We start from the raw sequence: 26,671 nt of genomic DNA on the forward strand, positions 1-26,671 counted from the left end.
AAGATCTCAAATCGGGGGTCACATGCGGGCGAACGTCACTCTGGACTCAGCGACTGCAATAGGCTTCGCGGCATGAGTCACCCGGAACGGCTCGGAACCCCGGGTGGCGAGTCGGTCGGGACGATCGCGGAGCCTCCTCACGTGAACGGAACCCTGGCCGACTACGCCGCACGATACGGGCTTAGGCAGAGCGCTGCGCGCCCCCCGCTGCGCAAGTACATCCAGGATGTGTGGGCTCGCCGGAACTTCATCTGGGCGTTCGCATCCGCCAAGAACATATCGATGTACACCGACTCCCGACTGGGTCAGGTGTGGCAACTTCTGACCCCGCTGCTCAATGCCGGGGTCTACTTCCTGATCTTCGGTCTGCTGCTGGACACCAAGCGCGGAGTGCCCGACTTCATTCCCTTCCTGGTGACGGGCGTCTTCCTGTTCGGGTTCACTCAGCGGTCGGTCACGTCGGGCTCCAAGTCCGTCGGCGACAACCTGTCGCTGATCAGGGCCCTGCACTTCCCGCGCGCCACGCTGCCCCTGGCGATCGCGATCGTGGAGCTGCAGCAGCTGCTGCTCGCCCTGATCGTGCTGTTCGTGATCGTGTTCGCCTTCGGCGAGCCGCTCAGCCTCCAGATGCTGCTGTTCGTCCCGGTGATGGCGCTCCAGCTGATGTTCAACGTGGGCATCAGCATGGTCATGGCGCGGCTCGGGGCGTTCAACCGCGACATCACGCAGCTGCTGCCGTTCGTCATGCGGACCTGGCTCTACATGTCCGGCGTGATCTTCAGCCTGCCGTCCCTGATGAAGCCGGGCACCCGGCTGGCCGACTACCCGTGGCTGGGCGAGCTGCTGCAGCTGAACCCGGCGTACGTGTACGTGGAATTGAGCCGGCACGTCCTGCTCGGCGAGTACCGGAACTATGTCGGAGGGCTCGCGCACGCCACCTCGACGGGGCAGCTGTGGCTCTACGCGATCGTCTGGGCCGCGGTGATGCTGGTGGGCGGATTCCTGTTCTTCTACCGTGCCGAGGAGCGTTACGGCCGTGGCTGACACGAAGGTCCGCGGGACCGCCGCCATCGACCCGACCCGGGAACCGATCGTCGTCGTCGACGACCTGCACATCGTCTACCGGGTGTACGGCGCGGGCGGCAAGGGCAACGCCGCGAGCGCGTTCTCGCGCGTCCTGCGCCGCAAGCACCGCCCGTCGATGACCGAGGTCCACGCGATCAAGGGCCTGTCGTTCGTCGCGTACCGGGGCGAGGCCGTCGGCATCATCGGCACCAACGGCTCCGGCAAGTCGACGCTGCTGAAGGCGATCGCGGGGCTGCTGCCCCCGCACAGCGGCGGCGTCTACACCGACGGGCAGCCGTCCCTGCTGGGCGTGAACGCGGCCCTGATGAAGGACCTCACCGGCGAGCGCAACATCGTGCTCGGCTGCCTCGCCATGGGCATGACCCCGGCGGAGACCCGGTCCAAGTACAAGGAGGTCGTCGAGTTCGCCGGGCTGAAGGAGGGCTTCATCCAGTACCCCATGCGGACGTACTCCTCCGGCATGGGCGCCCGCCTCCGGTTCGCGATCGCCGCGGCCAAGACCCACGACGTCCTCCTGATCGACGAGGCGCTCGCCACCGGCGACGCCAAGTTCCGGAAGAAGAGCAAGCGCCGCATCGACGAGCTGCGCAAGGACGCCGGCGCGGTGTTCCTCGTCGCGCACCAGCTCGACACGGTCAAGGAGATGTGCGACCGCGTCATCTGGATCGACGAGGGCCGCATGCACATGGACGGCGACCCCGAAGAGGTCATCGCCGCCTACATCGAGGCGACCGGCAAGTAGCGCGCCCCGCCACGTGCCCCGCACCGGAAAGTGACGGCGCGGGGCGGCATGGACCGGCAAGGCCGTACGCCCCCTGGTAGAGATGGGGTGTCACGATGATCCTGATGGAGGAGGTCGCCATGCCCGGCAAGCCCCCGCTCCCGCACGAGCACCTGCCCGAGGTCCCCTCGTTCGCGGTGGCCAGCGACGACATCGCCGAGGGCGAGCGGCTCGCGGACCGGCACGTGTTCGACGACTGGGGTTTCGGCGGCGGCAACGAGTCGCCGCACCTGCGCTGGTCCGGGTTCCCGGACGCGACGAAGAGCTTCGCGGTGACCTGCTACGACCCGGACGCGCCGACCGGCAGCGGTTTCTGGCACTGGTCGCTGTTCGACATCCCCGCGAGCGTCACGGAGCTGCCCACGGGCGCCGGGACCGAGGACTCCAAGGTCGGCGTGCACGCCCGCAACGACTACGGGATCAGGGCGTTCGGCGGCGCCGCCCCGCCGCCCGGCGACCCGCACCGCTACGTCTTCACCGTCCACGCGCTGGACGTGGAGTCGCTCGGCCTGGGCCCGGACACGTCCCCGGCCGTCGTGGGCTTCAACATCACCGCCCACACTCTGGCGCGCGCCACGATCGTCGCCGAGTTCGGCGTCTGACGCCGCCCGCACTCCGAGGCCGTCCCGGGTTCCGGGACGGCCTCGCGCGTCTCACCCCGGTCTGTGGCCCGGCCTGAGGCGCCGGAACCCGGGGTGGACGCCCCTGCCGAGCCCCTGCTGCTCGGCCACGCGCTCCAGTAGCGCCTTCATCTCCCGGCGCTCGTCCGGCGACAGCGCCTGGCACATCTCCCTCTCGTGCGCCGCGCTCGCCTCCGCCAGCCTGGCGAGCAGGACGAAGCCCTGGTCGGTCAGGTACAGCGCGTAGAGGCGCCGGTCCTCGGGGTTGCGGCGGCGCTCGATGAGCCCCCGCTGCTCCAGTTCGTCCGCGAACGGGACGAAGCGGCTCGGCGGCATGCCGAGCTGGTCGGCGAGCTCCCGCTGGCTGCGGCCGGGGGCGGCGGCCAGCATGCGCAGCAGCCCGGCCTGCGGCGGGGTCAGGTCCAGTTCCGCGATCCGCTCGGCGAACCGGCCGGCCCCGTGCGCGCCCAGCTGGGCCAGCAGGAACGCCACCCCGACCTGGACCGGCAGGCGGAGCTCCTCATCGTTCGTACCCATGGGTACATCATAGCCGCTTGACAATCGTTCTGGTTTGTAATCATTATCGAGTGTATAGCGATGAACCGACCGAGGAGAGCTCATGACCACCGCATCCGTTCCGGAGCGTTCCGCCCCGTCCCGCCGCCGGCCGCAGTCCGGGCCGCCGCTGCTCGTCCCCGTCCTGTCCTTCGCCGCGCTGACCGTCGCATACGTGATCGCCAACCGCGCCACGCCGCATCCGGACGCGACGGGCGCCGAGGTACTGCGGTACGCGCGGGAGCACGGCACCGCGATCAGGGCGGGCTCGTGGCTGCTGCTGGCCTCGGCGATCCCGCTGGCGCTGCTGGCCGCCGTCCTGTACCGCAGGCTGCGCGCCCTCGGCATCACCGCGCCGGGCTCGGCGATCACGATGGCGGGCGGGCTGCTGGCCTCGGTCGCGCTGACGCTGAGCGCGATGGCCGCCTGGACGGGCGGGCGGCTGCCGGACGACGCGAGCCCCGCACTCGCCCGCGCGCTCGCCGACCTGTCCTTCCTGGCCGGCGGGCCCTTCTACGGCGCGGGCTTCGCGATGCTGGTGGCCGGGGTCTCGGTGACCGGCCTGCTCGCCGGGCTGCTGCCGCGACCGCTGACCTGGACCGGCCTGGCGCTGGCCGCCGCCGGGATGCTGTCCACGCTGGCGCTGCTGGCCGACGGGTTCGCGCCGCTGCTGCCGGTCATCCGGTTCGGCGGCCTCCTGTGGCTGGTGGCCGCGGCCGTCCTGTTGCCCCGCACCCGCCACGGGCGGGCGTGAGCGGCCGCACGAGGCCGTCCCGGGACGCTCCCCGGGACGGCCTCAGTCTGTTCCGATGAGGACGTCCCCTACGGCCGTACGGCGGTAGAGGACGGAACGGCCGCTGCGCTCGCGCGTGACAAGTCCGGACCCCCGCAGTACCGCGAGGTGGTCACCGATCCCGCCGACGCTCATCCGCAGGTGGGCGCTCAGCCAGCTCGTCGTGGCGGGCTCGGCGAGCAGGCACAGCAGGTCGGCCCGCGTGCGGCCCACCAGCCGGGCCAGAGCGTCCTCGTCGCGCGGCTCCCGGCTCTCCCAGAGCGCCGCCACTCCCCTGGCCCGGTACATCAGCGTGTACGGCCAGTCCTGTTCGAGCGCCGCGCCGAGTTCGGCGAAGACGACGGGCACGAACGTCAGCCCGGCGCCGCCGAGACGGTAGGTCGCGTCGCCGTGGATGTCGGCCTCGATCACGCCGTCGCGCCAGCGCACCTTGCGGGACAGGCCGTCCAGCGCCGCCGCCCAGCCGTAGGCGGCCAGACGTCCCGCGCGGTGGACGATGTCGCGTTCCAGGATCGAGCGCAGCACGGGCCAGTCCGGCTCCAGGAGGGCGCGCCAGGCCGTCTCCAGGCCCGCGGCGAGCCTCTCGACGACGTCGGGGGCCTCCAGCACGTCCCGGACGGCCGCGTCCGGCTCCGGCAGCCCCGCGAGGTTGCGGGCGATCTCGCGGCGCGCCTGGGCGAGCGGCGTCGCGCGCACGGTCACCAGCTGATCGGCGACCGTCAGGTTCGGGCGGGCGGGCGGCGGGACGACGAAGTCGGCCATGTACCCGTGCGGGCGGCGCAGGAAGGCCAGCGCGCGCAGGGCCGGGTCACCGGCCACCCGCCGGTACTCCGGGCGGACCCGCTCCGCCCAGGGGCCGAGCGGCCCGACCGGCATCCGGCCGGCGACCACGCCGAGCGCGCTGTGCACCTCGATCAGCGGGGCGACCCCGAAGCGGCTGGCCGCGAGGTCGCCGGGTCCCACCACGATGCGGTACATGTTTCGCTCCTCCCCGAAACATTGTCCAGGACGGGGCCGGCGGCCGCAGAGTCGCCGTCATGTCCGCTCCTGCAACGACGTCCGCGCGGTACCGCGACGTCTTCGGCGTCCCCGAGTTCCGGACGCTGTTCTCCCTCCAGACGCTCCAGGTGGGCGGCGACTCGGTCCGCACGATCGCGCTGTCGGTCCAGACGTTCGAACGCACGGGCTCGCCGGTCGCGGCGGCGCTCGTCTTCGCCGCCGGGATGCTCCCGTACGTGGTCGGCGGCGCCCTGCTGCTCTCGCTCGCCGACCGCGTCCCGGCGCGGCGGCTGCTCACCGGCTACCACCTGCTGCGCCTGGCGGTCACGGCCGTCCTCGCGGTGGGCGGGCTCCCGCTGCCGATGATCATGGCGCTGCTCGTCGCGGCGGGGCTGTTCGCCCCGGTCGGCAGCGCGGCGGTCCAGGCCCGGCTGCCCGTCCTGCTGCCCGGGGACGGCTACGTGCTCGGACGGTCCCTGTTCTCGATGACCAGCGCGGGCGCCCAGATCGCCGGCCAGGCCGCCGGCGGGCTGCTGCTGTCGGTGCTCGCCCCTTCCGGGACGCTCTGGCTCGCCGCCGCCGGCGCGGCGCTGGCCGCGGGGCTCGCCCGCTTCCGCCTCCCGGACGCTCCCGCACCGGCCCGGGCCGTCTCCACCGGGACGGCGCGGGCGACATGGCAGACCAACCGGTTCCTTCTGGGCCGCCGCACGACGCGCGGGCTGCTCCTGGCCGGATGGCTGCCGATCTCACTGTCGGTGGCGGCGGAGGGTGTCGCGGTCCCCTACGCGGGAGAGCTGGGACGCCCGGACGCGGCCGGGCTGCTGCTGTCGGCCGCCGCGGCCGGGATGTTCGCGGGCAACCTGGTCGCGGGCCGCTGGGTCCGCCCGGACCTGCGGGACCGCCTCGCGCTGCCGCTGGCAGCACTGACCGGCGCGCCGCTCCTGCTGTTCGCGTTCGGGCCGGGCCTGCCGGCGGCGTGCGCGCTGATGGCGGTGGGGACGTTCGGGCTGGGCTACGAACTGCCCGTCCAGCGGCGGCTCGTGGACGCCGTGCCCGAGGACGTCCGCGGGCAGGCGATCGGCCTGTACGGCAGCGGCCTCATGACCGGCCAGGCGGCCGGCATCGGCGCGGCGGGCGCCCTGGGCGAGGTGATGGCGCCCGGTCAGGTCATGGTGCTGTGCGGCGCCGCGACGCTGATCGCCTGCCTCTTCCTCCACCGGCCCCTTCGCTGAGGGGGGTGTGGCGTGTTCGCCCTGCGGCGGGCGAACACGCCACGGCGGTCACTTCTGCCAGGGGAATCGATCGGCGAAGGCCGGCTTGAGGTCGTCCAGCCAGACGGCCTCAGGGTCGTACTGCGCGAAGAACGGCTTGCCGACGAGATCGGAGTCGCGGCACTGGATGAAGTGCAGCGCCATGGCCTTCTGGCCCGCGATCTCCACGACCCCGTCCATGCAGACCTTGCCGGGCGTGGCCGACATGGACGGGCCGCGGACGGTCCGCGCCAGCCCGGAGACGTTCGCGTAGGCGTCGCGGAAGATCTCGTGCGCCCGGACGAGCGGCACGGCGAAGTAGTCCTGCGGCCCCGTGTCGCGCTCGACGAACATGTAGTACGGGACGAGACCCATCCGGGTCTGCGTGCGCCACATGCTCTCCCAGGCGGCGGCGTCGTCGTTGATCGTCCGGATCAGCGGCGCCTGGGTGCGGATGATCGCGCCGGTGTCGCGGATGCGGCGGCACGCCTCGGCGACCATGAGCGGTTCGAGCTCGCGCGGGTGGGTGAAGTGCGCCATGAAGGCCAGGTTCTTGCCCGAGGCCACGACCTGCTCGAACAGCCGCAGCATGTCGTCGGCGTCGGGGTCGGTGACGAACTTCTGCGGCCAGTAGGCCAGCGACTTGGTCCCGATCCGGATGGATTCGAGCTGGTCGAGGTCGAGCAGCGGCTCGACGTAGCGGCGCAGCACCGGCTCGCCCATGATCATGGCGTCGCCGCCGGTGAACAGGACGCTCGTCACCTCGGGGTGCGCGAGGACGTACTCGCGGAGCGCGGTGGGCTCGTCACCGGCCATCTTCAGGTCGGCCTCGCCGACGAACTGGGCCCACCGGAAGCAGTAGGTGCAGTAGGCGTGGCATGTCTGGCCCTGTTTGGGGAAGTACAGCACCGTCTCGTCGTACTTGTGCTGCATCCCGGGGATCTTGCCGTCCCCGAAGCTCGGGATGTTGAGCTCCATCTGGCCCGCCGGATGGGGGTTGAGCTTCATCCGCACCCGGTGGGCGGCGGCCTCGACCTCCGCCTTGGGCGCCTCGCGGCTCAGCAGGTCCGACAGGTGCGCCACGTCCTCGGCGGGGAGCATGTCCTCCTGCGGGAAGACGAGGCGGTAGATCGGGTCGTCGGGCGCGGCCGACCAGTCGATGAGCTCGTCGATCACGTAGGCGTTCGTCCGGAACGGCAGCACCGTCGCCACCGCTCGGGTCGCGAGCCGCTGCGCGGGTGTCAGCCCCGCGCGAGCCGTGAGCTCGTCGAGGTGCTTCGCCGTGAAGGCGCGGAACTTGCGACCGGTCGATCGCATTGCGGGAGCCGCGTCGTTCACCAGTGTCACGTGTTGGTTCTCCTTGCTGTCAGCGGGGAAGCGCGCCCGGGCGCGCCGTCACGAACCGTGATCAGGACTGCTCGGGCCACCCCCATTCAACCGTTTGGGGTGGCTTCATGCCGAATTAATACCCCCTGTGCGTCACTGACAAAGCCAAGGTCAGGACGATCCCGGCAAATAACCTCGTCATCATCGTTGACGCCCCATGTCTTGTCCAACGACTACGGGACGTCAACTTCTCCGTCAGCCCCCGTTAAGTCCTGGGCCAGCGGATACTCGGTTAGGGCCGCCCCAGGTCACACACCTGCGGCCGGTTCGGAAATACTGGGGGCGGGTAGGACCGATCGGCGCACCGGAGCGTGCGGGCGTGAGGGGGCCGGGTGAACTCTGACCAGCGGGGCGGGCCGGGTGCCGTCCCCATGCACCTGATCGTCCTCGCCGGGCTGGCGTCGGTCACCTACGCCAGCTTCGTGCTGGAGAACCTCCTCAGCCCCAAGCTGGACTTCTTCAACGGCTATGTGAGCGAACTCTCGGCCTCCGACCAGCCGTTCCACTTCGTCTACAGCGCCGGCGACCTCATCACCGGCGTGCTGTCGATCCTGGTGGCGGCCGGGACGCTCCGCAGGCTCACGCGCAAGCCCCTCGCGACCGCCGGGTGGGTCTTCCTCGGGCTGTTCGGCGTGTGCGCCATCGGCGACGCGTCCTTCCCGCTGGACTGCGCGCCGAGCCTGGAGACCTGGTGCGCCCTTCGGGAACGCTCCGAGAACGTGTCGTTCTCCCACGAGTTCCACTCGGTGACCAGCAGCGCCGTGATCGTCTGCGGGGTGGCGGCGCTGCTGCTGCTGTCCCTGGCCGCGCGCCGGTACGGCTGGTGGCCCGCGCTGGCCCGCTGGGGCTGGCTGCTGGCGCTCGCCGAGTCGGTGGCCGCGCTCGGGACGCTGGTGGCGATGTACGTGGGGCAGTGGCTCGGGATCGTCCAGCGCGTCCAGATCGGCATCCTGTGCCTGGGGCTGCTGACCATCGCGTGGGCGCTGTACTCCGACCGGCGGGAGGCGGCGCGCGAGGCACGGGACGTGTCGGACGCGCGGGAGGGGGCGTGCCTGTGAGCCGCACGGACGGGGGCGCCGGCCGCGGCCCCGGCGAGATCGTGAACGTGGGCCGCGAGCAGGTGCACGTGGTCGAGTCGGGCCCGGCGGACGGCCCGCCGCTGCTGCTCAGCTCCGGCCTGGGCGGCGCCTGGTTCGACTGGGAGCCGTCCGTCGCGCTGCTCCGCGAGGAGCACCGGGTGATCGCCTACGACCGTCCGGGCCTCGGCCTCAGCCCCGCCGCGGCCGCCCCGCCGTCGCTGCGCCGCGACACCGCCGTCATGGGGGCGCTGGCGGAGCGGGCCGGCCGGCCGGTGACCGTCCTCGCGCACTCGATGGCCGCGTTCGCCGCCGAGGCGCTGGCCAGGACGCGCCAGGGGCTCGTGCGGGGCATGGTGCTGCTCGACCCGAGCTACGAGGGCGAGGCGTGGGTGCCCGTGCGGCTGGCCGCCGCGCTGGCCCCGCTCGCCGCGGCGGCGGGCGCCGTGCTCGGCGCGACCCGGCTGGCGAGGACCGCCGGGCCGTTCGGCCGGCGGATGGTCCTCAGGCGCACCAGCCGCCGCGACGAGGCCGTCCCGGAGGAGGTCGTGCGGTCGGTGTACGGGCGCGGGACGGTGCTCGGCGCGGTCCTCGCGGAGGAACTGGCCTACCGGGAGATGGCCGCCGACCTGGCGGGGCTGCGCGAGCGGCGCCCCTTCCCGCCCGTCCCGCTGGCCGTCGTGACCGCACTGGGCGACGTGGACGGCGACGACCGCAAGCGCGCATGGGCCGAGGCGCACGAGCGGCTCGCCGAGATGACCCCGCTCGGCAGTCGGATCGAGCTTCCGGACGCCCTGCACATGGTCCCCCTCGACCGTCCCGACGCGGTGGCCGACGCGGTCGCCGGCCTCCGCCGGATGGAGGGGGCCGCATGAGACGCCTTCCCGCCGCCGTTCTCGTCCTCCTGCTCGCCGTGACGATGTCCGGCTGCAAGGTCATGCAGAGGATCTCGGACGGGGCGTACCGCAACGCCGTCTCCGACGGGGTCGTCGACGAGCTGGACGCGCAGGGCATCAAGCTTCGGGAGCGCCCGGACTGCGAGTCCCCGGGGCGCGAGACCGACTCCGTGGTGCGCGTCGACTGCACGGCCCGCACCACGACCGGGGAGCCGGTCGTGGTGGAGGGGGTCGCCCACGACGCCGACACCGAACGTCCACTCGAGGCCTACGTGGTCACCGTCGGCGGGCGGGAGGTGCTCCGCAAGGAGTGCCTCGGCCTCGGCTGCGAGCACCCGAACGGCTGACCGGGCAAGGAATCCGCATACGGAACGGAAAAACCAAACACGCAGTGCATACACCCCCGTACCGTCGGTGACGTAGCGGGTGTGAAGATTCCCAGCGTGAAGATGCCGCGCCTCAGGATCGGCCGCAGGCAGGCCCTGATCCTCGGGTCCGCAGCACTCCTCGTGATCGCCGTAGTGGGCGGCGGCGCGTTCCTTCTGCTGTCGGGCGGCCAGGAGTTGCAGTACAAGACGCAGGCCGCGCTGCGCAAGGCGCTTCCCGTGACCGCCACCGCCGAGCTGCACAAGCACGGCGTGCGGCTGGGGGCGCCGCTGCGGTGCGCGGACCTGCCCGGCTGGACGAAGAAGAAGATGCGGGTGTCCTGCACCGGCATGACCTCGGACGAGAAGCCGGTCGAGGTCTTCGGCAGCGGTGAGCTGGAGACGCGCAAGAACTACTACACGATCCTCGTGAACGGACGGCCGGTCGTGGAGAACGCGTCATGCCTGGGCGCCGACTGCCGCAAACAGGAGGGTTAGGGCCTGTCTCGAAGTCGCCTCGCCACGCCCGCGAACGCGTGACCTGGCCGGTGCAGCGAGGCCGGAGGCGAGCGGAACCGGGCAGATCGCGAAGCGATGCCGCGTTCGCCCAGGCCAGGTCACGTAGCGAGCCGCCAGGCGAGCGAAGTGGGCCGGGACTGTTAGTTCCGCGGCAGTGAGGATCGCCACTCCGGGCGTGGGGCGCCAAGGCAGGCGAAAGGACGCCATACGATGCGATGAGCTGCGTTCTTGCGGCCCACCGTGTTTCCTTTAGTCCTCCTGGAGCGGCCATGACCGGCACCGGCGAGCCGTCGCGGCCCGTGACGCCTCGCCCGGCGGAGCCGGGCCCGCCGGAGTCCGGCCCCGCGCCGGCCAGGAGCGCCGCTCCGCGCCAGGCGTCGCGCCGCCCGGCGACGGTGCGCCCGCTGCCGATCGCGGTGGACACGATGGGCGGCGACCACGCCCCCGAGGAGATCATCGCGGGGGCGGTGGCCGCGGTCCGCGAGCACGGCGTCCGGCTGGTGCTGGTCGGGCGGGCGCCGCGGATCCGCCGGGAGCTCGACCTGCACGGCGTCCTCGGCACGATCCCCATCGTGCACGCCGACGAGGCCCTGGACATGGGCGAGGGCGCGCTCGCGAGCTGGCGCAAGCCCCGCTCGTCCATCGCGATCGCCTGCCATCTGATCAAGCAGGGGCGGGCGTCGGCGCTGGTGTCGGCGGGCAGCACCGCCGGGGTCGTGGCGACGTCGCGGCTGCGGCTCAAGGGCCAGCAGGGCGTGATGCGGCCGGCGATCGCGGTGGCGCTGCCGACGCGGCCGCACCCCACGATCCTGCTGGACGCGGGCGCCACCGCCGACGTCAAGCCGGAGGGGCTCGTCCAGTTCGCCGCGCTCGGCACCGCGTACGCGCAGATCCTGCTCGGGGTCGACCGCCCGTCCGTGGGCCTGCTCAACATCGGCACCGAGCCCGGCAAGGGCAACAAGCTCACCAAACGGGCGCACGAGCTGCTCGCGACCGGCAGCCACGGCATCGAGTTCGCCGGGAACGTCGAGGGCCACGACCTGCTGAGCGGGCGCGTCGACGTCATCGTCGCCGACGGGTTCACCGGCAACATCGCGCTCAAGACCGTGGAGGGCACGGTCGCGACCGCGTTCGCGGAGATCCGCGACGCGATGACCTCCACCCCCGCCGCGCGGATGGGCGCCCTGCTCCAGCGGCGCCGCCTCCAGGAGCTGCGCGACCGCCTCGACCCCGACACCTACGGCGGCGGCGTGCTGCTCGGCCTGAACGGGACGGTCGTGATCGCGCACGGGGCGTCCCGCGCCCGCGCCATCACCTCGGCCTGCGACCTGGCGCACCGGCTGGCCGCCGGGCGGATCGTCGAGCGGATCCGCGAGCAGGTCGCCGCGACCCGCACGTCCCGGTTCGGGCGCTGGACGCACGGCGAGCGCGACGGCGACAGGCCCGCCGAGAGGGCCGCGGACAGGCCCGGCGAGAAGGTCCCGGAGATCCCCTCACCCGCCGCCGACACCGTCCCCGACCTCAACGAACCGCCCGCCGCGACCTAGGGGCCTGTCTCGAAGTGGCCTCGGCCACGCGCGCGAACGCGTGACCTGGCCGGTGGAGCGAGGCCGGAGGCGAGCGGAGCCGGGCAGATCGCGAAGCGATGCCGCGTTCGCCCAGTACCGGTCACGTAGCGAGCCGCCAGGCGAGTGAAGTGGGCCGGGACTGTTGAAACACTGCCTAGCCCCGCGCAAACCGATTCCGGGCCTCGGCGCGTCGCCGATAACCTTGGAACATGCCCGATCCGCAACTCGTACTCGCCGCCCGGGTCCAGGCCGCGATCAGCGCCGCCTTCGGACCGTCGTACGCGGACACCGACCCGGTCATCCGGCCGTCGCAGTTCGCCGACCTTCAGGCCAACGTGGCGCTGCCGCTGGCCAAGAAGCTGGGCCGCAAGCCGCGAGAGGTGGCCGAGGAGATCACGGCGAACCTCGACACCGCGGGCGTCGTGTCGGACGTGCAGGTCAGCGGCCCCGGGTTCATCAACCTGACGCTCAGCGACGGGTGGATCGCCGGCGAGGCGCAGCGGGCCCTGGAGGACGAGCGGCTCGCCGTCCCCCTCGCGGACAAGCCGCAGAAGGTCGTCGTCGAGTACTCCTCCCCGAACGTGGCGAAGGAGATGCACGTCGGGCACCTGCGGACCACGATCGTCGGCGACGCGATCGCGCGGATCCTGGCGTTCCTCGGGCACGAGGTCGTCCGGGACAACCACGTCGGCGACTGGGGCACCCCGTTCGGCATGCTGATCGAGCACCTGCTCGACCTCGGGGAGGACGCCGCCGCGCGCGACGACTCGTCCGTCAGCGACCTGACCGCCTTCTACCAGGCCGCGCGGGAGAAGTTCGACGGCGACGAGGCGTTCGCCGACCGGTCCCGGCGCAGGGTCGTCGCGCTCCAGGCGGGCGACGCCGAGACGCTGCGGCTCTGGAACGTCCTCGTCGAGGTGTCGAAGCGGTACTTCAACTCCGTCTACGGGCGGCTCGGCGTCACCCTCACCGACGACGACATCAAGGGCGAGAGCTACTACAACGACCTGCTGGCCCCGACCGCCCGGGAGCTGGAGGACAAGGGCATCGCGGTGATCAGCGACGGGGCGCTGTGCGCGTTCCCGCCCGGGTTCACCGGCCGGGAGGGCGAGCCCCTCCCGGTGATCATCCGCAAGAGCGACGGCGGCTACAACTACTCCACCACCGACCTCGCCACGATCCGGTACCGGGTCGACACCGAGCACGTCGACCGGATGGTCTACGTGGTCGGGGCGCCGCAGTCGCTGCACTTCCAGATGGTGTTCGCCGTCGCGCGGATGGCGGGCTGGCTGAACGACGAGGTCAGGGCCGAGCACGCGCAGATCGGCAACGTCCTCGGCACCGACGGCAAGATCCTGCGGACCCGGGCGGGCGGCACCGTCAAGCTGTCGGAGCTGCTGGACGAGGCGGTCGAGCGGGCCGGCGCCGTGTTCGACGAGATCCAGCACGACGAGCCGTTCGACGACGCGACCCGGGCCGGGATCGTCCAGGCGGTCGGCATGGGCGCGGTGAAGTACGCCGACCTGTCGGTGGCGCGCGACAGCGAGTACACCTTCGACTTCGACCGGATGATCTCGTTCAACGGCAAGACGGGCCCGTACCTGCAGTACGCGGCCGCGCGGATCCGGTCGATCTTCCGCAAGGGCGGCCTGGCCCCCGAGGACGCGACCGGCCCGATCACGCTCACCCACCCGGCCGAGCGCGCGCTGGCGCTGGAGCTGCTCGGGTTCGGCGCCGTGCTGAAGCAGGCCGGCGAGACCGCCGAGCCGCACCGGCTGGCGAGCTACGTCTACTCGGTCGCCGACGCCTACACGACGTTCTACGAGAACTGCCCGGTGCTGAAGGCACCCGACGAGGAGACGAAGGCGTCGCGGCTGGCGCTGTGCGCGGCGACGCTGCGCACGCTCGTCACCGGCCTCGGCCTCCTCGGCGTCCCCACCCCCGAGCGCATGTGAGGCGGGCGCCGGCCGCGGCGCCGCGCGTCACGGCACGCTCGTGCCGTGGGGCGAGGGCTGACCGGCCCGGGGCAGAGCCTCGGGCCGCGGCTCCGCCTGTGCGGGGCCCTGCGCGGGCCCGGCCCGTTCGCGGGTGACCTGCTCCCGGACGGCCGGGACGATCTCCATGGCGAACACCTGGAGCTGCTCGGGATCGCCGCCGTACAGGAACGAGTCGACGCCGTGCCCGACGGCCAGCTCGGTCAGCTCGTAGATCCACTGGCGCGGCGGGCCGTGCAGGAAGCCCCGCGACTCCCGCCCGTCGACGTCCCCTTCGAGGACGTAGACGCGGCGGATCTCGCCGGGCTCCCGGCCGGCCCTCAGCGCGGCCTCGTCGAGGCGGCGCTGCCCGTCCGCGAGCCGCTTCGGCGGGACGAGCGACGACGGCGCGATCCAGCCGTCGGCGACCCTCCCGGCCAGGTCGAGGCCGCGCGGCCCGGTGACGCCGAGCCAGATGCCGATCTGGTGCGCGGGCGCCGGGCCCGCCTGCGCCGCCGCGAACCGGTAGTGCTCGCCCGCGAACCGCAGCCCGTTCTGGTCGCTCCAGTGCAGCCGGATGAGCTGCACGGCCTCCTCCAGGGCGCGGCGCGACGCGGCACCGTCAAGGCGCGGCCCGCCGTAGGCCTCGACGCCGCCCGGCTCCATCCCCGTGCCGAGACCGAGCTCGGCGCGGCCGCCGCTGAGCCGGTCCATCGTCGCGATCGCCTTGGCGAGCGCGGCGGGCGGTCGCAGCGGCAGGCACGCCACCGCGGGCAGCACCCGGATCCGGGACGTGCCGGCCAGCACGGCCGCCATCAGCGCGAGCGCGTCGGCGGTGTCGCGCCGGTACGGCCGGTCGCGGATCCCGAGCAGGTCGAGCCCGCACCGGTCCGCCTCCTGCGCGGTGCGGAGCAGCGGAGCGGAGGCGTCCGGGGCCAGGGACAGGCCGAACCGCAGCGGGCGCCTCGGCCGAGGCGGCGTCATTGCAGGTAGCCTTCGACCTCGTCCGGCGGCCGGACCTCGTCGCCGCCGGGGCCCTCACCGGCCTCCAGCCTGGCCCGGCGGCGGCGCAGCAGGTCCCAGCACTGGTCGAGCGCGACCTCCAGCCGCTCCAGCCGCCGGTGCTCCTCCTCGCGGTCGAGCTCGTCGCGCTGGTACCGCTCGCGGAGCCGCCGCTCCTCCCCCACATACTCGTCGATGCGGGCCAGGATGTCCTTCTCGTCCATCGGTGTCTCAGCGCTCGCGGCCGACGTCGGTGAGCCCGCTCAGGAACCCGCCGTCCGTCCGCGTCGAGTGCTGGAGCGAATTGGTCTTCGGCTCCACGACGGGCGGCGGCGGCGCCGGCCGCGCGGCGGCCGTCCGCGCGGCCGGCGTCCGCGCGGGCGTCTTGCGGGCCGACGACGCGGACTTGGCCGTCCCCGATCTGGCCGACCCCTTCGCGGTGCCCGATTTCGTGCTCGCGGACGTCCGCGACGACGTCGACTTGCGGGCGGCGCTCGTCCGGGACTTGGGCGCGGCCGTCTTCCGGGCCGTGCCCGCCGTCTTGGCGGCGCCCGTCGTCTTCGCGGTGCCCGACGTCCTGGCGGTGCCCGTCGTCTTGGCCGCGCCCGCCGTCCGGGACGTGGCCGCCCTGGACGTCGTCTTGCGCGCCGTGGACGTCTTCGCGGCGCCCGTCCGGGCCGCCGCCGTCGTCCTCGACCGGCTCGACGCCGCCGTGGTGGACTTGCGGGCCGTGGTCCGGCTCGTGCCGGTCCGGCTCGCCGCCGTGGTCCTGCGCGCCGTCGTGGCGCGGGTCCCCGTCGACTTGGCGGTGGTGGTGATGACCTTCGCCGCCGCGTCCATCGCCTTGGCGGCGTCGGACATGGCCTTGGTCGCGCTGGTCATCGCCTTGGTCATCGCCGTCATGGCCTTGGCCGACGAGGACGCCTTGGTCGCCACCGACTTCATCTGCGTCGCGGCGGTCTTGGCCTGGCTCGCGGCCTTGGTGACGCGGGTCGCGGCCGTCGACGACGACACCGAGCGGCTGGACGCCGCCGGCTTCCTCGCCGCGGTGCTCCTGGTCGTGGTCGTGCGGCTGGTCGTGGACCGCGACGGCGCCTTCGCCGCCGAGGTCCGTCTCGTCGCCGGCTTCTTCGCGGCGGTGGACTTGGTCGCTGATGTGCTCTTCGTACGGGCGGCCGACCCTCGGCTCGCCGTACGCGATGCGGTTCTGGTAGGCACTGATCTCCCCCCACTGTGATCAGTTACGGGGAGATCTATTCCACACTTCGTGACCCTCTACACACGCAGCGTCATATCAGCTCAGACGCCCACCGGATGCCAGACGGTCTTGGTCTCCAGGAACGCGGTCAGGCGTGCGGTTCCGGGCTCTTCGGACCAGTCGCCCGCGGGGCGAAGAACGCGCTTGAGATTCCCGGTCGCCTTGTCCTCCAGGTCCTGGACGTGCTCGGGGAGCGCGCCGGTGAGGTCGATGGCGTTGACGTCCATGTGGGCGGCCAGCCAGGGCGCGAGTTCGGTGCGGTGGCCGGTGAGGAGGTTCACGACACCGCCGGGCAGGTCGGAGGTCGCCAGGACTTCGGCGAGGGTGATGGCGGGTAGCGGCGCTGGTTCGGAGGCGACTACGACGGTGGTGTTGCCGGACACGATGACGGGGGCCAGGACGGAGACCAGGCCGAGGAGGGGTGAGTCGGGTGCGATGGCGGCGACGACGCCGGTGGGTTCGGGTGTGGAGAAGTTGAAGAAGGGCCCGGAGACGGGGTTGGCGGCCCCGGCGACGGCGTCGAGTTTGTCGGCCCAGCCCGCGTACCAGACCCAGCGGTCGACGGCGGCGTCCACCTCGGCCGCGGCGGTGTTCTTGGACGCGCCGGTGTGGCGGAGTTCGTCGGTGAACTGGTCGCGGCGGCCTTCGAGCATTTCGGCGATCCGGTAGAGGATCTGGCCGCGGTTGTAGGGGGTGCGCCCCGACCAGCCGGGGAAGGCTTTGCGGGCGGCGACCACGGCGTCGCGGGCGTCTTTGCGGGACGCGTGGGAGGCGTTGGCGAGGAAGCGGCCCTTGGGGTCGGTCACGGGGTAGGACCTGCCGGATTCGGATCGGGGGAACGCCCCGGCGATGTAGAGCTTGTAGGTTTTGCGCACGGCCAGACGGTCAGGCATTGAGGTAGGCCTCCAGTCCGTGGCGTCCGCCCTCGCGGCCGAACCCCGATTCCTTGTAGCCGCCGAAGGGGGAGGCCGGGTCGAACTTGTTGAAGGTGTTGGCCCACACCACCCCGGCCCGCAGCCGCTGCGCGGTCCACAGGATCTGCGACCCCTTCTCGGTCCAGATGCCCGCCGACAACCCGTAGGGGGTGTTGTTGGCCTTGGTGACGGCCTCGTCGGGGGTGCGGAACGTCAGCACGGACAGGACCGGCCCGAAGATCTCCTCGCGGGCGATCCGGTGCGACTGCGCCACTCCGGTGAACAGGGTGGGCGCGAACCAGAACCCCTGGGACGGCAGCTCACAGGGCGGCGACCAGCGCTCGGCGCCCTCGGCCTCCCCGGCATCGGACAGTTCGCGGATTCTGGCGAGTTGGGCGGCGGAGTTGATCGCGCCGACGTCGGTGTTCTTGTCGAGGGGGTCACCGACCCGCAGCGTGGCCATCCGGGCCTTCAGCCGCTCCAGGACCTCGCCGGCGACCGACTCCTGGACCAGCAGCCGCGACCCGGCGCAGCACACGTGGCCCTGGTTGAAGAAGATCCCGTTGACGATGCCCTCGACGGCCTGGTCGAGCGCGGCGTCTTGGTAGACGATGTTGGCGGCCTTGCCGCCGAGCTCCAGGGTCAGCTTCTTCCCGGTCCCGGCGAGGGTGCGGGCGATCTGCCGTCCGACGTCGGTGGAACCGGTGAAGGCGACCTTGTCGACCCCCGGATGCGCCACCAACGCGCGACCGGTCTCACCCGCGCCGGTGACGATGTTGACCACGCCGGGCGGCAGCTCGGCCTGGCGGCAGATGTCGGCGAACAGCAGCGCCGTCAGCGGCGTCGTCTCCGCCGGCTTGAGCACCACGGTGTTGCCGCAGGCCAGCGCCGGGGCGATCTTCCAGGCCAGCATCAGCAGCGGGAAGTTCCACGGGATGACCTGCCCCGCCACCCCCACCGGCCTGGGATCGGGCCCGAACCCGGCATGGCGCAGCTTGTCGGCCCACCCGGCGTAGTAGAAGAACCACGCCGCCACCAGCGGCACGTCCACATCCCGCGACTCGCGGATCGGCTTGCCGTTGTCGATCGACTCCAGCACCGCCAGCTCCCGCGACCGCTCCTGCACGATCCGCGCGATCCGATACAGGTACTTGGCCCGCTCGGCCCCCGGCATCGGGCCCCACACCTTGTCGTAGGCGGTGCGCGCGGCCCGCACCGCGCGGTCCACGTCGGCCTCGTCCGCGCAGGCGACCTCGGCCAGAACACTCTCATCGGCCGGGTTGATCGTCTTGAACGGCTCGCCGTGCCCGCCGGTGAACTCACCGTCGACGAACAGCCCGTAGGAGCCGCGGATGTCCACCACGGAACGGGACTCAGGCGCCGGCGCATAATCGAACACAGTCATGCCCCTCAGTCCAGCGTGAAGTAGTCGGGACCGGAATACACCCCGGTGGCCAGCTTGCGGCGCTGCATCAGCAGGTCGTTCAGCACCGACGACGCCCCCAGCCGGAACCACTCGGGCGTCAGCCAGTCCGGGCCGGCGGTCTCGTTCACCAGCACCAGATACTTGATCGCGTCCTTGGTGGTGCGGATCCCGCCCGCGGGCTTGACCCCGACCTGCCGCCCCGTGGCGGCCCGGTAGTCACGGACGGCCTCCAGCATCACCAGCGTCACCGGCAACGTCGCCGCCGGCGACACCTTGCCGGTCGAGGTCTTGATGAAATCGGCCCCCGCCCGCATCGCCAGCCACGACGCCCGCCGCACATTGTCAAAGGTGGCCAGCTCACCCGTCTCCAAGATCACCTTCAAGTGCGCGGGCCCGCACGCCTCCTTGACCGCGACGATCTCCTCGAACACCTTGCCGTAGTCACCGGACAGGAACGCGCCCCGATCGATCACCATGTCGATCTCCGCCGCGCCCGCCGCCACCGCCGCCCGCGTATCGGCCAGCTTGGCCTCCATCGGCGCCCGCCCCGACGGAAACGCCGTCGCCACACTCGCCACACCGATCCCCGACCCGGCCAAAGCCCGCACCGCGACCTCGACCATGTCCGGATACACGCACACCGCCGCCACCTTCGGCACCGAGGCATCCGACGGGTCGGGGTGCGCGGCCTTGGCACACAACGCCCGCACCTTCCCCGCCGTGTCCGCACCCTCCAACGTGGTCAGATCCACCATCGAGATCGCCAGATCGATCGCCTCGGCCTTCGCCGACGCCTTGATCGACCGGGACGCGAGCCGCCCCGCCCGCTCCTCCGCACCGACCTGGTCCACACCCGGCAGACCGTGCAGGAAGGCGCGCAACTCGGCGGCGCTGTTCAGAGTCTCCGTTGACACTCCCCAAGCATCGCCGAACTACGCCTCAGGCACAAAACAGGCGCTCAGCGCAGCGGTTCGGTCGTCCAGCGGGCCCGGTCGGCGCCGAGCGGAGTGGTCCGGCGGTACAGGCCCGTCAGCCCGCCCCCGGCCTGGAGGCGGCGCAGCGGCTCCCCGGTCGCCTGGAGGCCGACGTCGAACCCCCGCACCCCGTAGACATTGAGGATCTGCGACTTCGCCGCGGGCACCCGGCCGATCGTCGGCCCGGGGTGCGGCATCCGCGTGTCGAACGCCGGATGCCCGTCGACGGTCGTGTTGGCGTCGGAGGACCGGCCGCGCGGACGGGCCGGGGTCAGGGAGATGATCAGCTCGCCGTCCCGCCCGGGGACGGCGAAGGAGAACATGGCGTCCGGAAGCGTGCCGGCCCAGACCCTCGTGATCTTCAGCCCGGCCGGGAGCCCGGTGACGCGCACGGGGAACGCGGCCGGCCGCCCGCCGCCGAAGCCCACCCCGGCCGCGATGCGCTGGACGGTCGCCGGGTCGGCGACGGCGCGGTCGTTGACCGACAGCAGCGCCCAGGCCTTCGGGCGGTACTCCCACCGGAACTCCGCCGCCACCTGGGCCGACCCCGGGCCGCCGGGCTTGATCGACCAGTAGGCGGGGCGCCCGTTGACCGGCGCCGCCCTCGTCAGGCGCCCCTTGCGTCCTCCCGGCAGCCGCGGGATGCCCGGCCGCACCCCCGGCGGGAGCACGCTCAGCTCGATCGCCATGCTCCCCGGCCCGCGCCCGGCGGACGCCGTGAACACCGTCGCACGCTGTTCGTCCTGTGTGACCCGCGTCCGCGCGTAACCGGGGGGCAGCCACCCGAAGGCGGCCTTCTCCACCAGCGGGCTCGGATACTTGGCCGTGACCACCACCCCGCTCGAACGGTCACCGGACGACGGGACCAGCGCGACCACCGCGACGGCCGCGGTGACGCCCACGGCGACGACCGCGGCGGCGGCCGCCCGTCTCGTCCGCCGGATCCGCCGGGCCCGCGCCACCGCGGCCGCGGCGTCCACGGCCGAGGCGGGGGCGGGGGCGTCCGCGAGGCGTTCCAGCCTCTCCTTGAGGTCGTTCATGCCGGCTTCTCCCCTTCCGCGAGATCCCATGCCGGCTCCAGTGCGCGCCGCAGCGCGTCCAGACCGCGCGCGGTCTGGCTCTTGACCGTCCCGGCCGAGCAGTCCAGGACGCCGGCGGCCTGCTCGATCGACAGGTCGCAGTAGAACCGCAGCACCACGGCGGCCCGCTGCCTCGGAGGCAGCGCCGCCAGCGCCGACCGCAGGTCGATCCGGCCCGCGTGGTCGGCGGACTCGGCGGCCTCGTCCGGCATCCGGTCGACGACCCGGACCCGCTGCCGCCAGCCGCCGCGCTGCTCGGCGAGGAACACCCTGACCAGCACCGTCCGCGCGTAGCCGTCGAGGTTCTCGGCCGCCGACGCCTTCCGCCAGTGCAGGTACAGGCGCGTGATCGCGGACTGGACGAGGTCGTCCGCCCGGTGCCAGTCCTGGCACAACAGGTACGCGACCCGGCGTAACCAAGCCATCCGCGACGTCACGTAGGCGGTGAACTCCTCGTCACGGCTCGCGGACCGCGCGCTCCTCGACTGCTCCACACCTTCCTGATGCGCCGGCCCCCGCGAAAGGTTGCACGCCCGCGCCCGGAACTCCTCACAGGGCGACCCGGGCCCAGACCCATTTGCCGCGCGGCTCGGTGGGGACCACGCCGCACTGCGCCGCCAGCTCCTCGACGATCAGCAGGCCGCGTCCGCCCATGCCGTAGTCGTAGCCCGGGTCGGGGGCCGGGGTCCGCGGCGGGGCGTCCGCGGACGGCGCCGGACGCCTGCACACCGGCCGCCGGTCGCAGGCGTCCCACACCTCCAGGAGGACTCCGCGCGCCTCCCGGGTGAACCGGACGCGGATCTCTCCGTCGCCCGCGTGCCGGACCGCGTTCGTCACCAGCTCGCTGGCGATCAGCGCCACGTCCCCGGCGATCCCGGTCATGCCCCAGGAGGCGAGCCGCAGCGACAGCTGCATCCGGACCTGGGCCGGAGCCGTCCACGCCGCCAGGAACGCCGTGTCCAGCCCGTGGCCGGCCACGGCGCGGGCGCTCACCCGGCCGCCCCGGCACGGTCCCGCCCCTCCGGTAACGCCTCCGCCGGTTTCTTCAGCAGGTCGCCCGCGATATCCGCCATGGCCGGAATTGCCCTTCCGGTCAAGGGCCCAGCCGGGTGATCTCCCGCGCCCGGGCCCGCCTCGTCTCGAAACTCGAGGATCGGTCACGGAGAGTGGACGAATGAACACCGTTCCCGGGACGTCCAGAACGTTCTCGAGTTAATTTTGAGAACGTCCCGCCCGTCCGTTAGAGGGGTTGCAGGCGTGACCAATGACGCGCTACGACAGGCCATGACCCGTGCGAGACTGACGGAGCGGGATCTCGCCGAAGCATGTCAGGTGGACGCGAAGACGGTGGCCCGGTGGGTGGCCGAGGAAGGTCGCACGCCACACCCGCGTCACCGCTGGGCGGCCTCGGACGCCTTGGGAGTTGATGAGGGCATGTTGTGGCCCGACGCCATCCGCAAGAACATGAAGACCGGAGCGGACCGCGAGGTCGTCGCGGTGTACCCCTACCGCTCCGCCTGCCCCAGAGCCGTCTGGCGCCGCCTCATCAGCGGAGCGACCAGGGAACTGACCTTCGCCGGCTACACCAACTACTTCCTCTGGCTGGAGATCCCCAATCTCGGGGCCGCCCTGCGCCGCAAGGCCGAACGCGGTTGCGAGATCCGGTTCCTGATCGGAGATCCCGAAAGCGAGACCACCCGGCGCCGCGAGGAACTCGAATCGGTTCCGCTCACCGTGAGCACGCGGATCAAGGTCACTCTCGACGAGCTGGCCAAGATCCTGAAAACCCCCGGCATCGACATGCGCTTCGGTGACGAGCACATCGCCATGAGCGTCTTCGTCTTCGACGACGAACTGCTGGTCACGCCGCATCTCGCCTTTCTCGTGGGCCATGACTCCCCGATGTTCCACATAAGGCGGCAGCAGGAAGACGGGTTGTACGACCGTTTCGCCTATCACGTCGCCGAGCTCTGGAACGGCGGGCGCGCCACCACCGAGCTCGCCGCCCAGTAGCGGCGGCGCCTCGTCACCGACGGCGCCTCGTCACCGACGGTGGCCGGCGCGGGCCTCGGCGGCGGCCTTCAGGTCGTCCAGCCAGGCGCGCAGCCCCTGCCCGAGGATCTCGGTGGCCAGGGGGACGTCCGCTTCGACCTGGTCGCCGGTCCAGGTCTCCTCGGTGTGCACGCGGACGCCTCCCCTGACCCTGGTGAAGGTCCACAGGTGGACGCCCTCGTCGATGCGGATCCCCTCGCCGATCGCGGGGCCGCTCCACAGGATGCAGCCGCCGTGCCGGAGCTGCCGGACGGTGGAGGTGATCGTCAGCGTCGTGGCGGGCGTCGTCGGGGTGGGGGGCGCGGGCGTGGTCCACCGGAACCGCGACCCTCTGCGGAGGGGGCCCGGGTCGAGGCGCTCCATGGACAGGACGGGCCGCTGCCAGTCCGGCCAGCGCTCCACGTCCGTCTGGAGCTTGAAGACGGTACTCAGCGGCGCCTTGATCAGGACGTCGGTCCGGTAGCGGATGCGGGCGGCGGGGTCGACGCCCTCCCCGCGGCACTGCGGCCCGGCCCCGTCGTGGCGGGGAGCGGCATGGACCGGAGCGGCGTGGGCGGCGGGGACGGTGCCCGCGAGCAGGCCGGCGGCGGCGAGCGAGAGCGTGAGCGCGGTCGCGCGCGTCCGCCGGCCGGACGGGACCGGGAAGGGACGACTGGACATTGTGTTCCTTTCGATAGAAGTTCCTGCTTTCGTTAGAAGTTATAACCGCACGGCCCGCCGGGCGTCAACGGGTTCGGTGATACCTTCTAACTAATTCTTGGCGGTGTAGCTTCGGCGGCGGAGAGGGGCCCGTCATGGCGGCGGCGGAGACCGGGAGCCCGCGCGAGCGCTACCGGGCGCAGGTGCGTGCGGAGATCAAGGAACGCGCGTGGGAGCAGATCGCCGCGGCGGGCGCGTCCGCGCTCTCCCTCAACGCGATCGCCAAGCGGATGGGCATGAGCGGGCCCGCGCTCTACCGCTACTACGCCGGGCGCGACGAGCTGATCACCGAACTCGTCCGGGACGCGTACCGGAGCCTCGCCGGCACGCTGCGCTCCGCGTCCGAGGCGGGCGCCGGACTGGCGGGCCTCGCGCACGCGGTGCGGAGTTGGGCCCTGGAAGACCCCCACCGGTACTTCCTCGTCTACGGCACCCCCGTGCCCGGCTACCACGCGCCGGACGACACCACGGCCGTATCGGACGAGATCATGGCGATCCTGCTCGACGCCTGCGCGGCCTCCTCCCCGGAGGAGCCCGCCACGCCGTTCGGCGCGCATCTGGAGGGCCACCGCGACTGGGCGGGCGATCATCCGGCGCCGCCCGCGGCCCTGCACCTTGCTCTGACGTTCTGGACCCGCTGCCACGGCGTCCTGTCCCTGGAGCTCGCGGGCCATTTCGCCGGGATGGGCTTCGACCCGGCGGAGCTCTTCGCGGCCGAGGTGGACGGCCTGGCCACGCGCTGACCCGGTGGTCCGGACGCCCCGGGCCGCGACGCGAACCACCCCCGCGCCCTCGGTGCCGGAGAAAATGGCGCTAATATTGGTGCGAATATAGGCACCCGTCGAGTCCCGGCGGGCATCCGGAGGGGAGTCCCCGTTGGTGTCCCGAGGGAGCGGTCGTGCCGCCGATGACCAGAGCCCGGCCGACCGGCTGCGCGCGCTGATCCTCGCGGGCGAGATGGCCCCGGGGCAGCGGCTGGTGGAGGGCGATCTCGCCGAACTGCTCCAGGTGAAGCGGGCGGCCGTCCGCACGGCGCTGGTGGAGCTCACCGCCGAGAGGCTCGTCGAGCGGATCAGGAACCGCGGGGCCCGGGTCCGCGTGATCACCGTCGCCGAGGCGATCGCGATGTACGAGTGCCGCATGGTGCTGGAGGGCCTGTGCGCGCGCAAGGCCGCGCAGAACGTCACCGAGGACGAGGCCGGGGAGTTGCGCGCGATCGGCGCGAGCATGGAGGCGGCCGTCCGGGACGGGGACCCGCTCCGGTACTCGCAGCTGAACGAGCGGCTGCACGCCCGGATCCGGGAGATCGCGGCCCAGCCGGTCGCGATGGAGATGCTGGAGGGCATGCACGCGCAGCTGGTCCGGCACCGCTTCCGGCTGGCCCTGCGCCCCGGGCGGCCGGGAGAGTCCCTGCCCCAGCATCTGCGGATCATCACGACCGTCGCCGGCGGGGACGCCGGGGCCGCCGAGGCGGCCATGCGCGAGCACGTCCTCGATGTGATCAGGGCCCTCGGCGAGGGCGACGAGCTGGCGCTGGGACCGCTCCCGGCCGAGTGAGGCCGCCGGCGGCCGGGCGCCTCAGCCGCGGGGGAACGCCGTCCCGTCGAACAGCTTGCGCGCCGTCCGCACGACGCCGCTGCGCCGTACCGCCGGCGGCTCGGCGGCCGGGTCGACGTCCACCTCGATCACCAGGTGCCCCGTCGGGTGCTCGACGTCCACGCGGGTGCCGCCGGCGGGCCAGGACGCGGTGAGGTCGTGGCCGACGGCGCCGGGCAGGCGCACGGCGGTCACTGCGGAGATGGCGCCCAGCACGCCGATCGCGGTGTGCGGGTTGACGGGGATGAACGTCCGGGTGGCGAGCATGCCGCCGTCCCCCGGCTCGGCCACGAGGGTGGTCTTCGGGACGGACGACGAGGTGACGTCCCCCAGCCCCATCAGCGCACCGGCCCGGATCCGCAACCGGTCGACGCGTTCCAGCAGCCGCCGGTCGGCGGCCAGCGCATCGTGGGACTCGTGGCCGCTCAGGCCGAACGACGCGGCCGCGGCGACGACCACCGGCATGCCGTTGTCGACGCAGGTGACGGGAATCCCGTCGACCACGTCCCGCACGCTGCCCGTGGGGAGCAGCCGCCCGGTCGCCGACCCGACGGTGTCGGCGAACTCCAGCACGACCGGCGCCGCCGTCCCCGGGACGCCGGCGATCGCGGTGCCGCCGGCGTACCGCACGGCGCCTCCCGGGGTGGGGAAGCGCGTGCGGGCCACGCTGCCGGAGTTGACCATGCGGACGCGCACCACGGTCTCGGGGTCGCCGGCGGGAACGAGCCCCCGCTCCACGGCGAACTGCCCCACCCCCGCCAGGAGGTTGCCGCAGTTCTGCCGGTCGCTGACCACGGCCTCGTCCACACCCACCTGGAGGAAGAGGTAGTCGACGTCGGCGCCGGGACGGGTGGAGCGCGAGACGACCGCGACCTTGCTGGTCAGGGAGGTCGCCCCGCCCAGCCCGTCGATCTGCCGGGGGTCGGGCGTGCCCATGACGCGCAGCAGCAGATCGTCCCGTTCAGCGGGGTCGGAGGGAAGGTCGCCGGCGAGGAAGTACGCGCCCTTGGACGTGCCCCCGCGCAGGAGCATGCACGGCACGCCGCCGTCCGCCGTTGCCTCCGTCACGAGGCGCTCCCCAGCGCGCGGTCCTCGGCCGCGCGCTCCGCGGCGTACTCCTGGGCGGTGACATAGCGGACGCCGAGCCGGACGAGCGTGGCCCGCAACCCGTACCGGTCCAGGCCGAGTTCGCCCTCCCGGAAGGCGGCGCGTGCGGCCTCCTCCTTGTCCGCGCGAGCCTGGGAGGCCTCCAGCGCCCGGTCGACCGCGGCCCGGGGGACGCACACCACTCCGTCGTCGTCGGCCAGGACGGCGTCCCCCGGGCGGATCGTCTGCCCGCCGATGACGACGGGCGTGTTGACGCACCCGCCGGTGGCCTTGACGGATCCCTGCGCGCTGACCGCGGCGGACCACACGGGGAAGCCGAGGCGGTGCAGGTCGTCGACGTCGCGGACCCCGGTCGCGGTGACCAGCCCGCGCACCCCCCGCTTCATCAGCGCGGTGGCGAAGAGCTCGCCGAACAGGCCGTCCGCGCAGTGCGAGGTCGTCGCGACGACCAGGACGTCGCCGGGGCGGCACTGCTCGACGGCGGCGTGGACCATGAGGTTGTCGCCGGGCCAGCAGAGCGCGGTGACGGCCGTCCCGCCGATGCGCGAGCCGAGGTGCACCGGCCGGATGCCCGGCCCGAGGTACCCGGCGCGGCCCAGCGCCTCGTGGACGGTGGCCACGCCGTGGGCGGCCAGCGCGTCGACCCGGTCCAGCGGGGCGCGCGGCGGGTCGGTGACGATCACGTTCTCCATCAGGA

29 protein-coding genes are annotated in these 26,671 nt (G+C 72.7%); 15 read left to right on the forward strand and 14 right to left on the reverse strand.

The window, feature by feature from the left end:
- Nucleotides 1–141: 141 nt before the first annotated feature.
- The 3 genes from BJY14_RS14990 to BJY14_RS15000 all read left to right on the forward strand — a co-directional run bounded on the left by BJY14_RS14990 (nt 142) and on the right by BJY14_RS15000 (nt 2,469).
- Nucleotides 142–1,044, forward strand: coding sequence for an ABC transporter permease (locus BJY14_RS14990; protein WP_376770043.1), 903 nt, complete (start codon nt 142–144; stop codon nt 1,042–1,044).
- Nucleotides 1,037–1,828, forward strand: coding sequence for an ABC transporter ATP-binding protein (locus BJY14_RS14995; protein WP_179844175.1), 792 nt, complete (start codon nt 1,037–1,039; stop codon nt 1,826–1,828). Before BJY14_RS14990 ends, BJY14_RS14995 begins: the two co-directional genes overlap by 8 nt.
- 119 nt (nt 1,829–1,947) lie before the next feature.
- The gene (locus tag BJY14_RS15000; protein ID WP_179849400.1) at nt 1,948–2,469 is read left to right on the forward strand and encodes a YbhB/YbcL family Raf kinase inhibitor-like protein; all 522 of its coding nucleotides are present in this window, start codon (nt 1,948–1,950) and stop codon (nt 2,467–2,469) included.
- A 51-nt stretch (nt 2,470–2,520) separates the two neighbouring features.
- Here the strand turns inward: BJY14_RS15000 and BJY14_RS15005 are convergent, their stop codons facing one another.
- Nucleotides 2,521–3,024, reverse strand: coding sequence for a MarR family winged helix-turn-helix transcriptional regulator (locus tag BJY14_RS15005; protein WP_179844176.1), 504 nt, complete (start codon nt 3,022–3,024; stop codon nt 2,521–2,523).
- 82 nt (nt 3,025–3,106) lie between these two features.
- Between BJY14_RS15005 and BJY14_RS15010 the strand changes: the two genes are divergently transcribed.
- Nucleotides 3,107–3,796 (forward strand): DUF4386 domain-containing protein, encoded by a 690-nt coding sequence (locus tag BJY14_RS15010; protein WP_179844177.1) that lies wholly within the window; start codon nt 3,107–3,109, stop codon nt 3,794–3,796.
- A 42-nt stretch (nt 3,797–3,838) separates the two neighbouring features.
- Here the strand turns inward: BJY14_RS15010 and BJY14_RS15015 are convergent, their stop codons facing one another.
- A complete protein-coding gene (locus BJY14_RS15015) occupies nt 3,839–4,813 on the reverse strand; it encodes an ArsR/SmtB family transcription factor (RefSeq protein ID WP_179844178.1) in 975 nt (324 codons plus the stop codon).
- 59 nt (nt 4,814–4,872) lie between these two features.
- Here BJY14_RS15015 and BJY14_RS15020 point away from each other — a divergent pair, with 59 nt between their 5' ends.
- Complete coding sequence (locus BJY14_RS15020; protein ID WP_179844179.1) at nt 4,873–6,066, forward strand: MFS transporter; 1,194 nt, start codon at nt 4,873–4,875, stop codon at nt 6,064–6,066.
- 48 nt (nt 6,067–6,114) lie between these two features.
- Here BJY14_RS15020 and BJY14_RS15025 read toward each other — a convergent pair whose 3' ends face one another.
- On the reverse strand, nt 6,115–7,401 hold the full coding sequence (locus BJY14_RS15025) for a KamA family radical SAM protein (protein ID WP_179849401.1): 1,287 nt from the start codon (nt 7,399–7,401) through the stop codon (nt 6,115–6,117).
- Between the two features lie 401 nt (nt 7,402–7,802).
- Between BJY14_RS15025 and BJY14_RS15030 the strand changes: the two genes are divergently transcribed.
- The 6 genes from BJY14_RS15030 (at nt 7,803) to argS (ending at nt 13,849) form a co-directional block, all read left to right on the forward strand.
- On the forward strand, nt 7,803–8,528 hold the full coding sequence (locus tag BJY14_RS15030; RefSeq protein WP_258945406.1) for a DUF998 domain-containing protein: 726 nt from the start codon (nt 7,803–7,805) through the stop codon (nt 8,526–8,528).
- Entirely contained in the window at nt 8,525–9,421 is an 897-nt protein-coding gene (locus BJY14_RS15035) for an alpha/beta fold hydrolase (protein WP_312879236.1), read from the forward strand. Before BJY14_RS15030 ends, BJY14_RS15035 begins: the two co-directional genes overlap by 4 nt.
- Nucleotides 9,418–9,789, forward strand: coding sequence for a hypothetical protein (locus BJY14_RS15040; RefSeq protein ID WP_179844180.1), 372 nt, complete (start codon nt 9,418–9,420; stop codon nt 9,787–9,789). Before BJY14_RS15035 ends, BJY14_RS15040 begins: the two co-directional genes overlap by 4 nt.
- A gap of 102 nt (nt 9,790–9,891) precedes the next feature.
- Complete coding sequence (locus tag BJY14_RS15045) at nt 9,892–10,305, forward strand: hypothetical protein (RefSeq protein WP_179849404.1); 414 nt, start codon at nt 9,892–9,894, stop codon at nt 10,303–10,305.
- Between the two features lie 446 nt (nt 10,306–10,751).
- Entirely contained in the window at nt 10,752–11,873 is a 1,122-nt protein-coding gene (gene plsX / locus BJY14_RS15050) for a phosphate acyltransferase PlsX (protein ID WP_218906454.1), read from the forward strand.
- Nucleotides 11,874–12,103: 230 nt separating this feature from the next.
- On the forward strand, nt 12,104–13,849 hold the full coding sequence (gene argS / locus BJY14_RS15055) for an arginine--tRNA ligase (RefSeq protein ID WP_179844182.1): 1,746 nt from the start codon (nt 12,104–12,106) through the stop codon (nt 13,847–13,849).
- A 27-nt stretch (nt 13,850–13,876) separates the two neighbouring features.
- Here the strand turns inward: argS and BJY14_RS15060 are convergent, their stop codons facing one another.
- Both BJY14_RS15060 and BJY14_RS15065 read right to left on the reverse strand, forming a co-directional pair.
- Nucleotides 13,877–14,851: an LLM class flavin-dependent oxidoreductase gene (locus BJY14_RS15060; RefSeq protein WP_179844183.1), complete on the reverse strand. Its 975-nt coding sequence runs from the start codon at nt 14,849–14,851 to the stop codon at nt 13,877–13,879.
- Complete coding sequence (locus tag BJY14_RS15065) at nt 14,848–15,093, reverse strand: DUF2630 family protein (protein WP_179844184.1); 246 nt, start codon at nt 15,091–15,093, stop codon at nt 14,848–14,850. The genes BJY14_RS15060 and BJY14_RS15065 overlap by 4 nt, the downstream gene beginning before the upstream one ends.
- Nucleotides 15,094–15,095: 2 nt before the next feature.
- Between BJY14_RS15065 and BJY14_RS15070 the strand changes: the two genes are divergently transcribed.
- Nucleotides 15,096–16,106: a hypothetical protein gene (locus BJY14_RS15070; protein ID WP_179844185.1), complete on the forward strand. Its 1,011-nt coding sequence runs from the start codon at nt 15,096–15,098 to the stop codon at nt 16,104–16,106.
- Between the two features lie 62 nt (nt 16,107–16,168).
- On the opposite strand, the gene BJY14_RS15075 is transcribed toward BJY14_RS15070, so the two are convergent.
- From BJY14_RS15075 to BJY14_RS15100, 6 genes are read right to left on the reverse strand one after another with little or no spacing between them, the layout of a single operon-like run.
- On the reverse strand, nt 16,169–17,020 hold the full coding sequence (locus tag BJY14_RS15075; RefSeq protein WP_179844186.1) for an aldehyde dehydrogenase family protein: 852 nt from the start codon (nt 17,018–17,020) through the stop codon (nt 16,169–16,171).
- Nucleotides 17,013–18,446: an aldehyde dehydrogenase family protein gene (locus tag BJY14_RS15080; RefSeq protein WP_218905385.1), complete on the reverse strand. Its 1,434-nt coding sequence runs from the start codon at nt 18,444–18,446 to the stop codon at nt 17,013–17,015. The genes BJY14_RS15075 and BJY14_RS15080 overlap by 8 nt, the downstream gene beginning before the upstream one ends.
- Nucleotides 18,447–18,451: 5 nt before the next feature.
- Nucleotides 18,452–19,381, reverse strand: a complete 930-nt coding sequence (deoC, locus tag BJY14_RS15085; RefSeq protein ID WP_179844187.1) for a deoxyribose-phosphate aldolase — start codon at nt 19,379–19,381, stop codon at nt 18,452–18,454.
- Nucleotides 19,382–19,425: 44 nt separating this feature from the next.
- Nucleotides 19,426–20,481 (reverse strand): hypothetical protein, encoded by a 1,056-nt coding sequence (locus BJY14_RS15090; RefSeq protein WP_179844188.1) that lies wholly within the window; start codon nt 20,479–20,481, stop codon nt 19,426–19,428.
- On the reverse strand, nt 20,478–21,014 hold the full coding sequence (locus BJY14_RS15095) for a SigE family RNA polymerase sigma factor (RefSeq protein WP_312879238.1): 537 nt from the start codon (nt 21,012–21,014) through the stop codon (nt 20,478–20,480). Before BJY14_RS15095 ends, BJY14_RS15090 begins: the two co-directional genes overlap by 4 nt.
- 55 nt (nt 21,015–21,069) lie before the next feature.
- Complete coding sequence (locus BJY14_RS15100) at nt 21,070–21,513, reverse strand: ATP-binding protein (RefSeq protein WP_179844189.1); 444 nt, start codon at nt 21,511–21,513, stop codon at nt 21,070–21,072.
- A gap of 264 nt (nt 21,514–21,777) precedes the next feature.
- Between BJY14_RS15100 and BJY14_RS15105 the strand changes: the two genes are divergently transcribed.
- On the forward strand, nt 21,778–22,533 hold the full coding sequence (locus BJY14_RS15105) for a DUF5919 domain-containing protein (RefSeq protein ID WP_312879239.1): 756 nt from the start codon (nt 21,778–21,780) through the stop codon (nt 22,531–22,533).
- A gap of 30 nt (nt 22,534–22,563) precedes the next feature.
- Here the strand turns inward: BJY14_RS15105 and BJY14_RS15110 are convergent, their stop codons facing one another.
- Nucleotides 22,564–23,232, reverse strand: a complete 669-nt coding sequence (locus BJY14_RS15110) for an SRPBCC family protein (protein ID WP_179844190.1) — start codon at nt 23,230–23,232, stop codon at nt 22,564–22,566.
- A 134-nt stretch (nt 23,233–23,366) separates the two neighbouring features.
- On the opposite strand from BJY14_RS15110, the gene BJY14_RS15115 reads away from it, so the two are divergent.
- A complete protein-coding gene (locus BJY14_RS15115) occupies nt 23,367–24,014 on the forward strand; it encodes a TetR/AcrR family transcriptional regulator (RefSeq protein WP_179844191.1) in 648 nt (215 codons plus the stop codon).
- A gap of 136 nt (nt 24,015–24,150) precedes the next feature.
- A complete protein-coding gene (locus BJY14_RS15120) occupies nt 24,151–24,828 on the forward strand; it encodes a GntR family transcriptional regulator (RefSeq protein ID WP_312879240.1) in 678 nt (225 codons plus the stop codon).
- A 21-nt stretch (nt 24,829–24,849) separates the two neighbouring features.
- Here BJY14_RS15120 and BJY14_RS15125 read toward each other — a convergent pair whose 3' ends face one another.
- Both BJY14_RS15125 and BJY14_RS15130 read right to left on the reverse strand, forming a co-directional pair.
- On the reverse strand, nt 24,850–25,935 hold the full coding sequence (locus BJY14_RS15125) for a 4-oxalomesaconate tautomerase (RefSeq protein WP_312879242.1): 1,086 nt from the start codon (nt 25,933–25,935) through the stop codon (nt 24,850–24,852).
- A complete protein-coding gene (locus tag BJY14_RS15130) occupies nt 25,932–26,666 on the reverse strand; it encodes a 4-carboxy-4-hydroxy-2-oxoadipate aldolase/oxaloacetate decarboxylase (RefSeq protein ID WP_179844192.1) in 735 nt (244 codons plus the stop codon). The genes BJY14_RS15125 and BJY14_RS15130 overlap by 4 nt, the downstream gene beginning before the upstream one ends.
- Nucleotides 26,667–26,671: the final 5 nt, after the last annotated feature.

The sequence above is a fragment of the Actinomadura luteofluorescens genome (assembly GCF_013409365.1).
Lineage (GTDB): Bacteria > Actinomycetota > Actinomycetes > Streptosporangiales > Streptosporangiaceae > Spirillospora > Spirillospora luteofluorescens.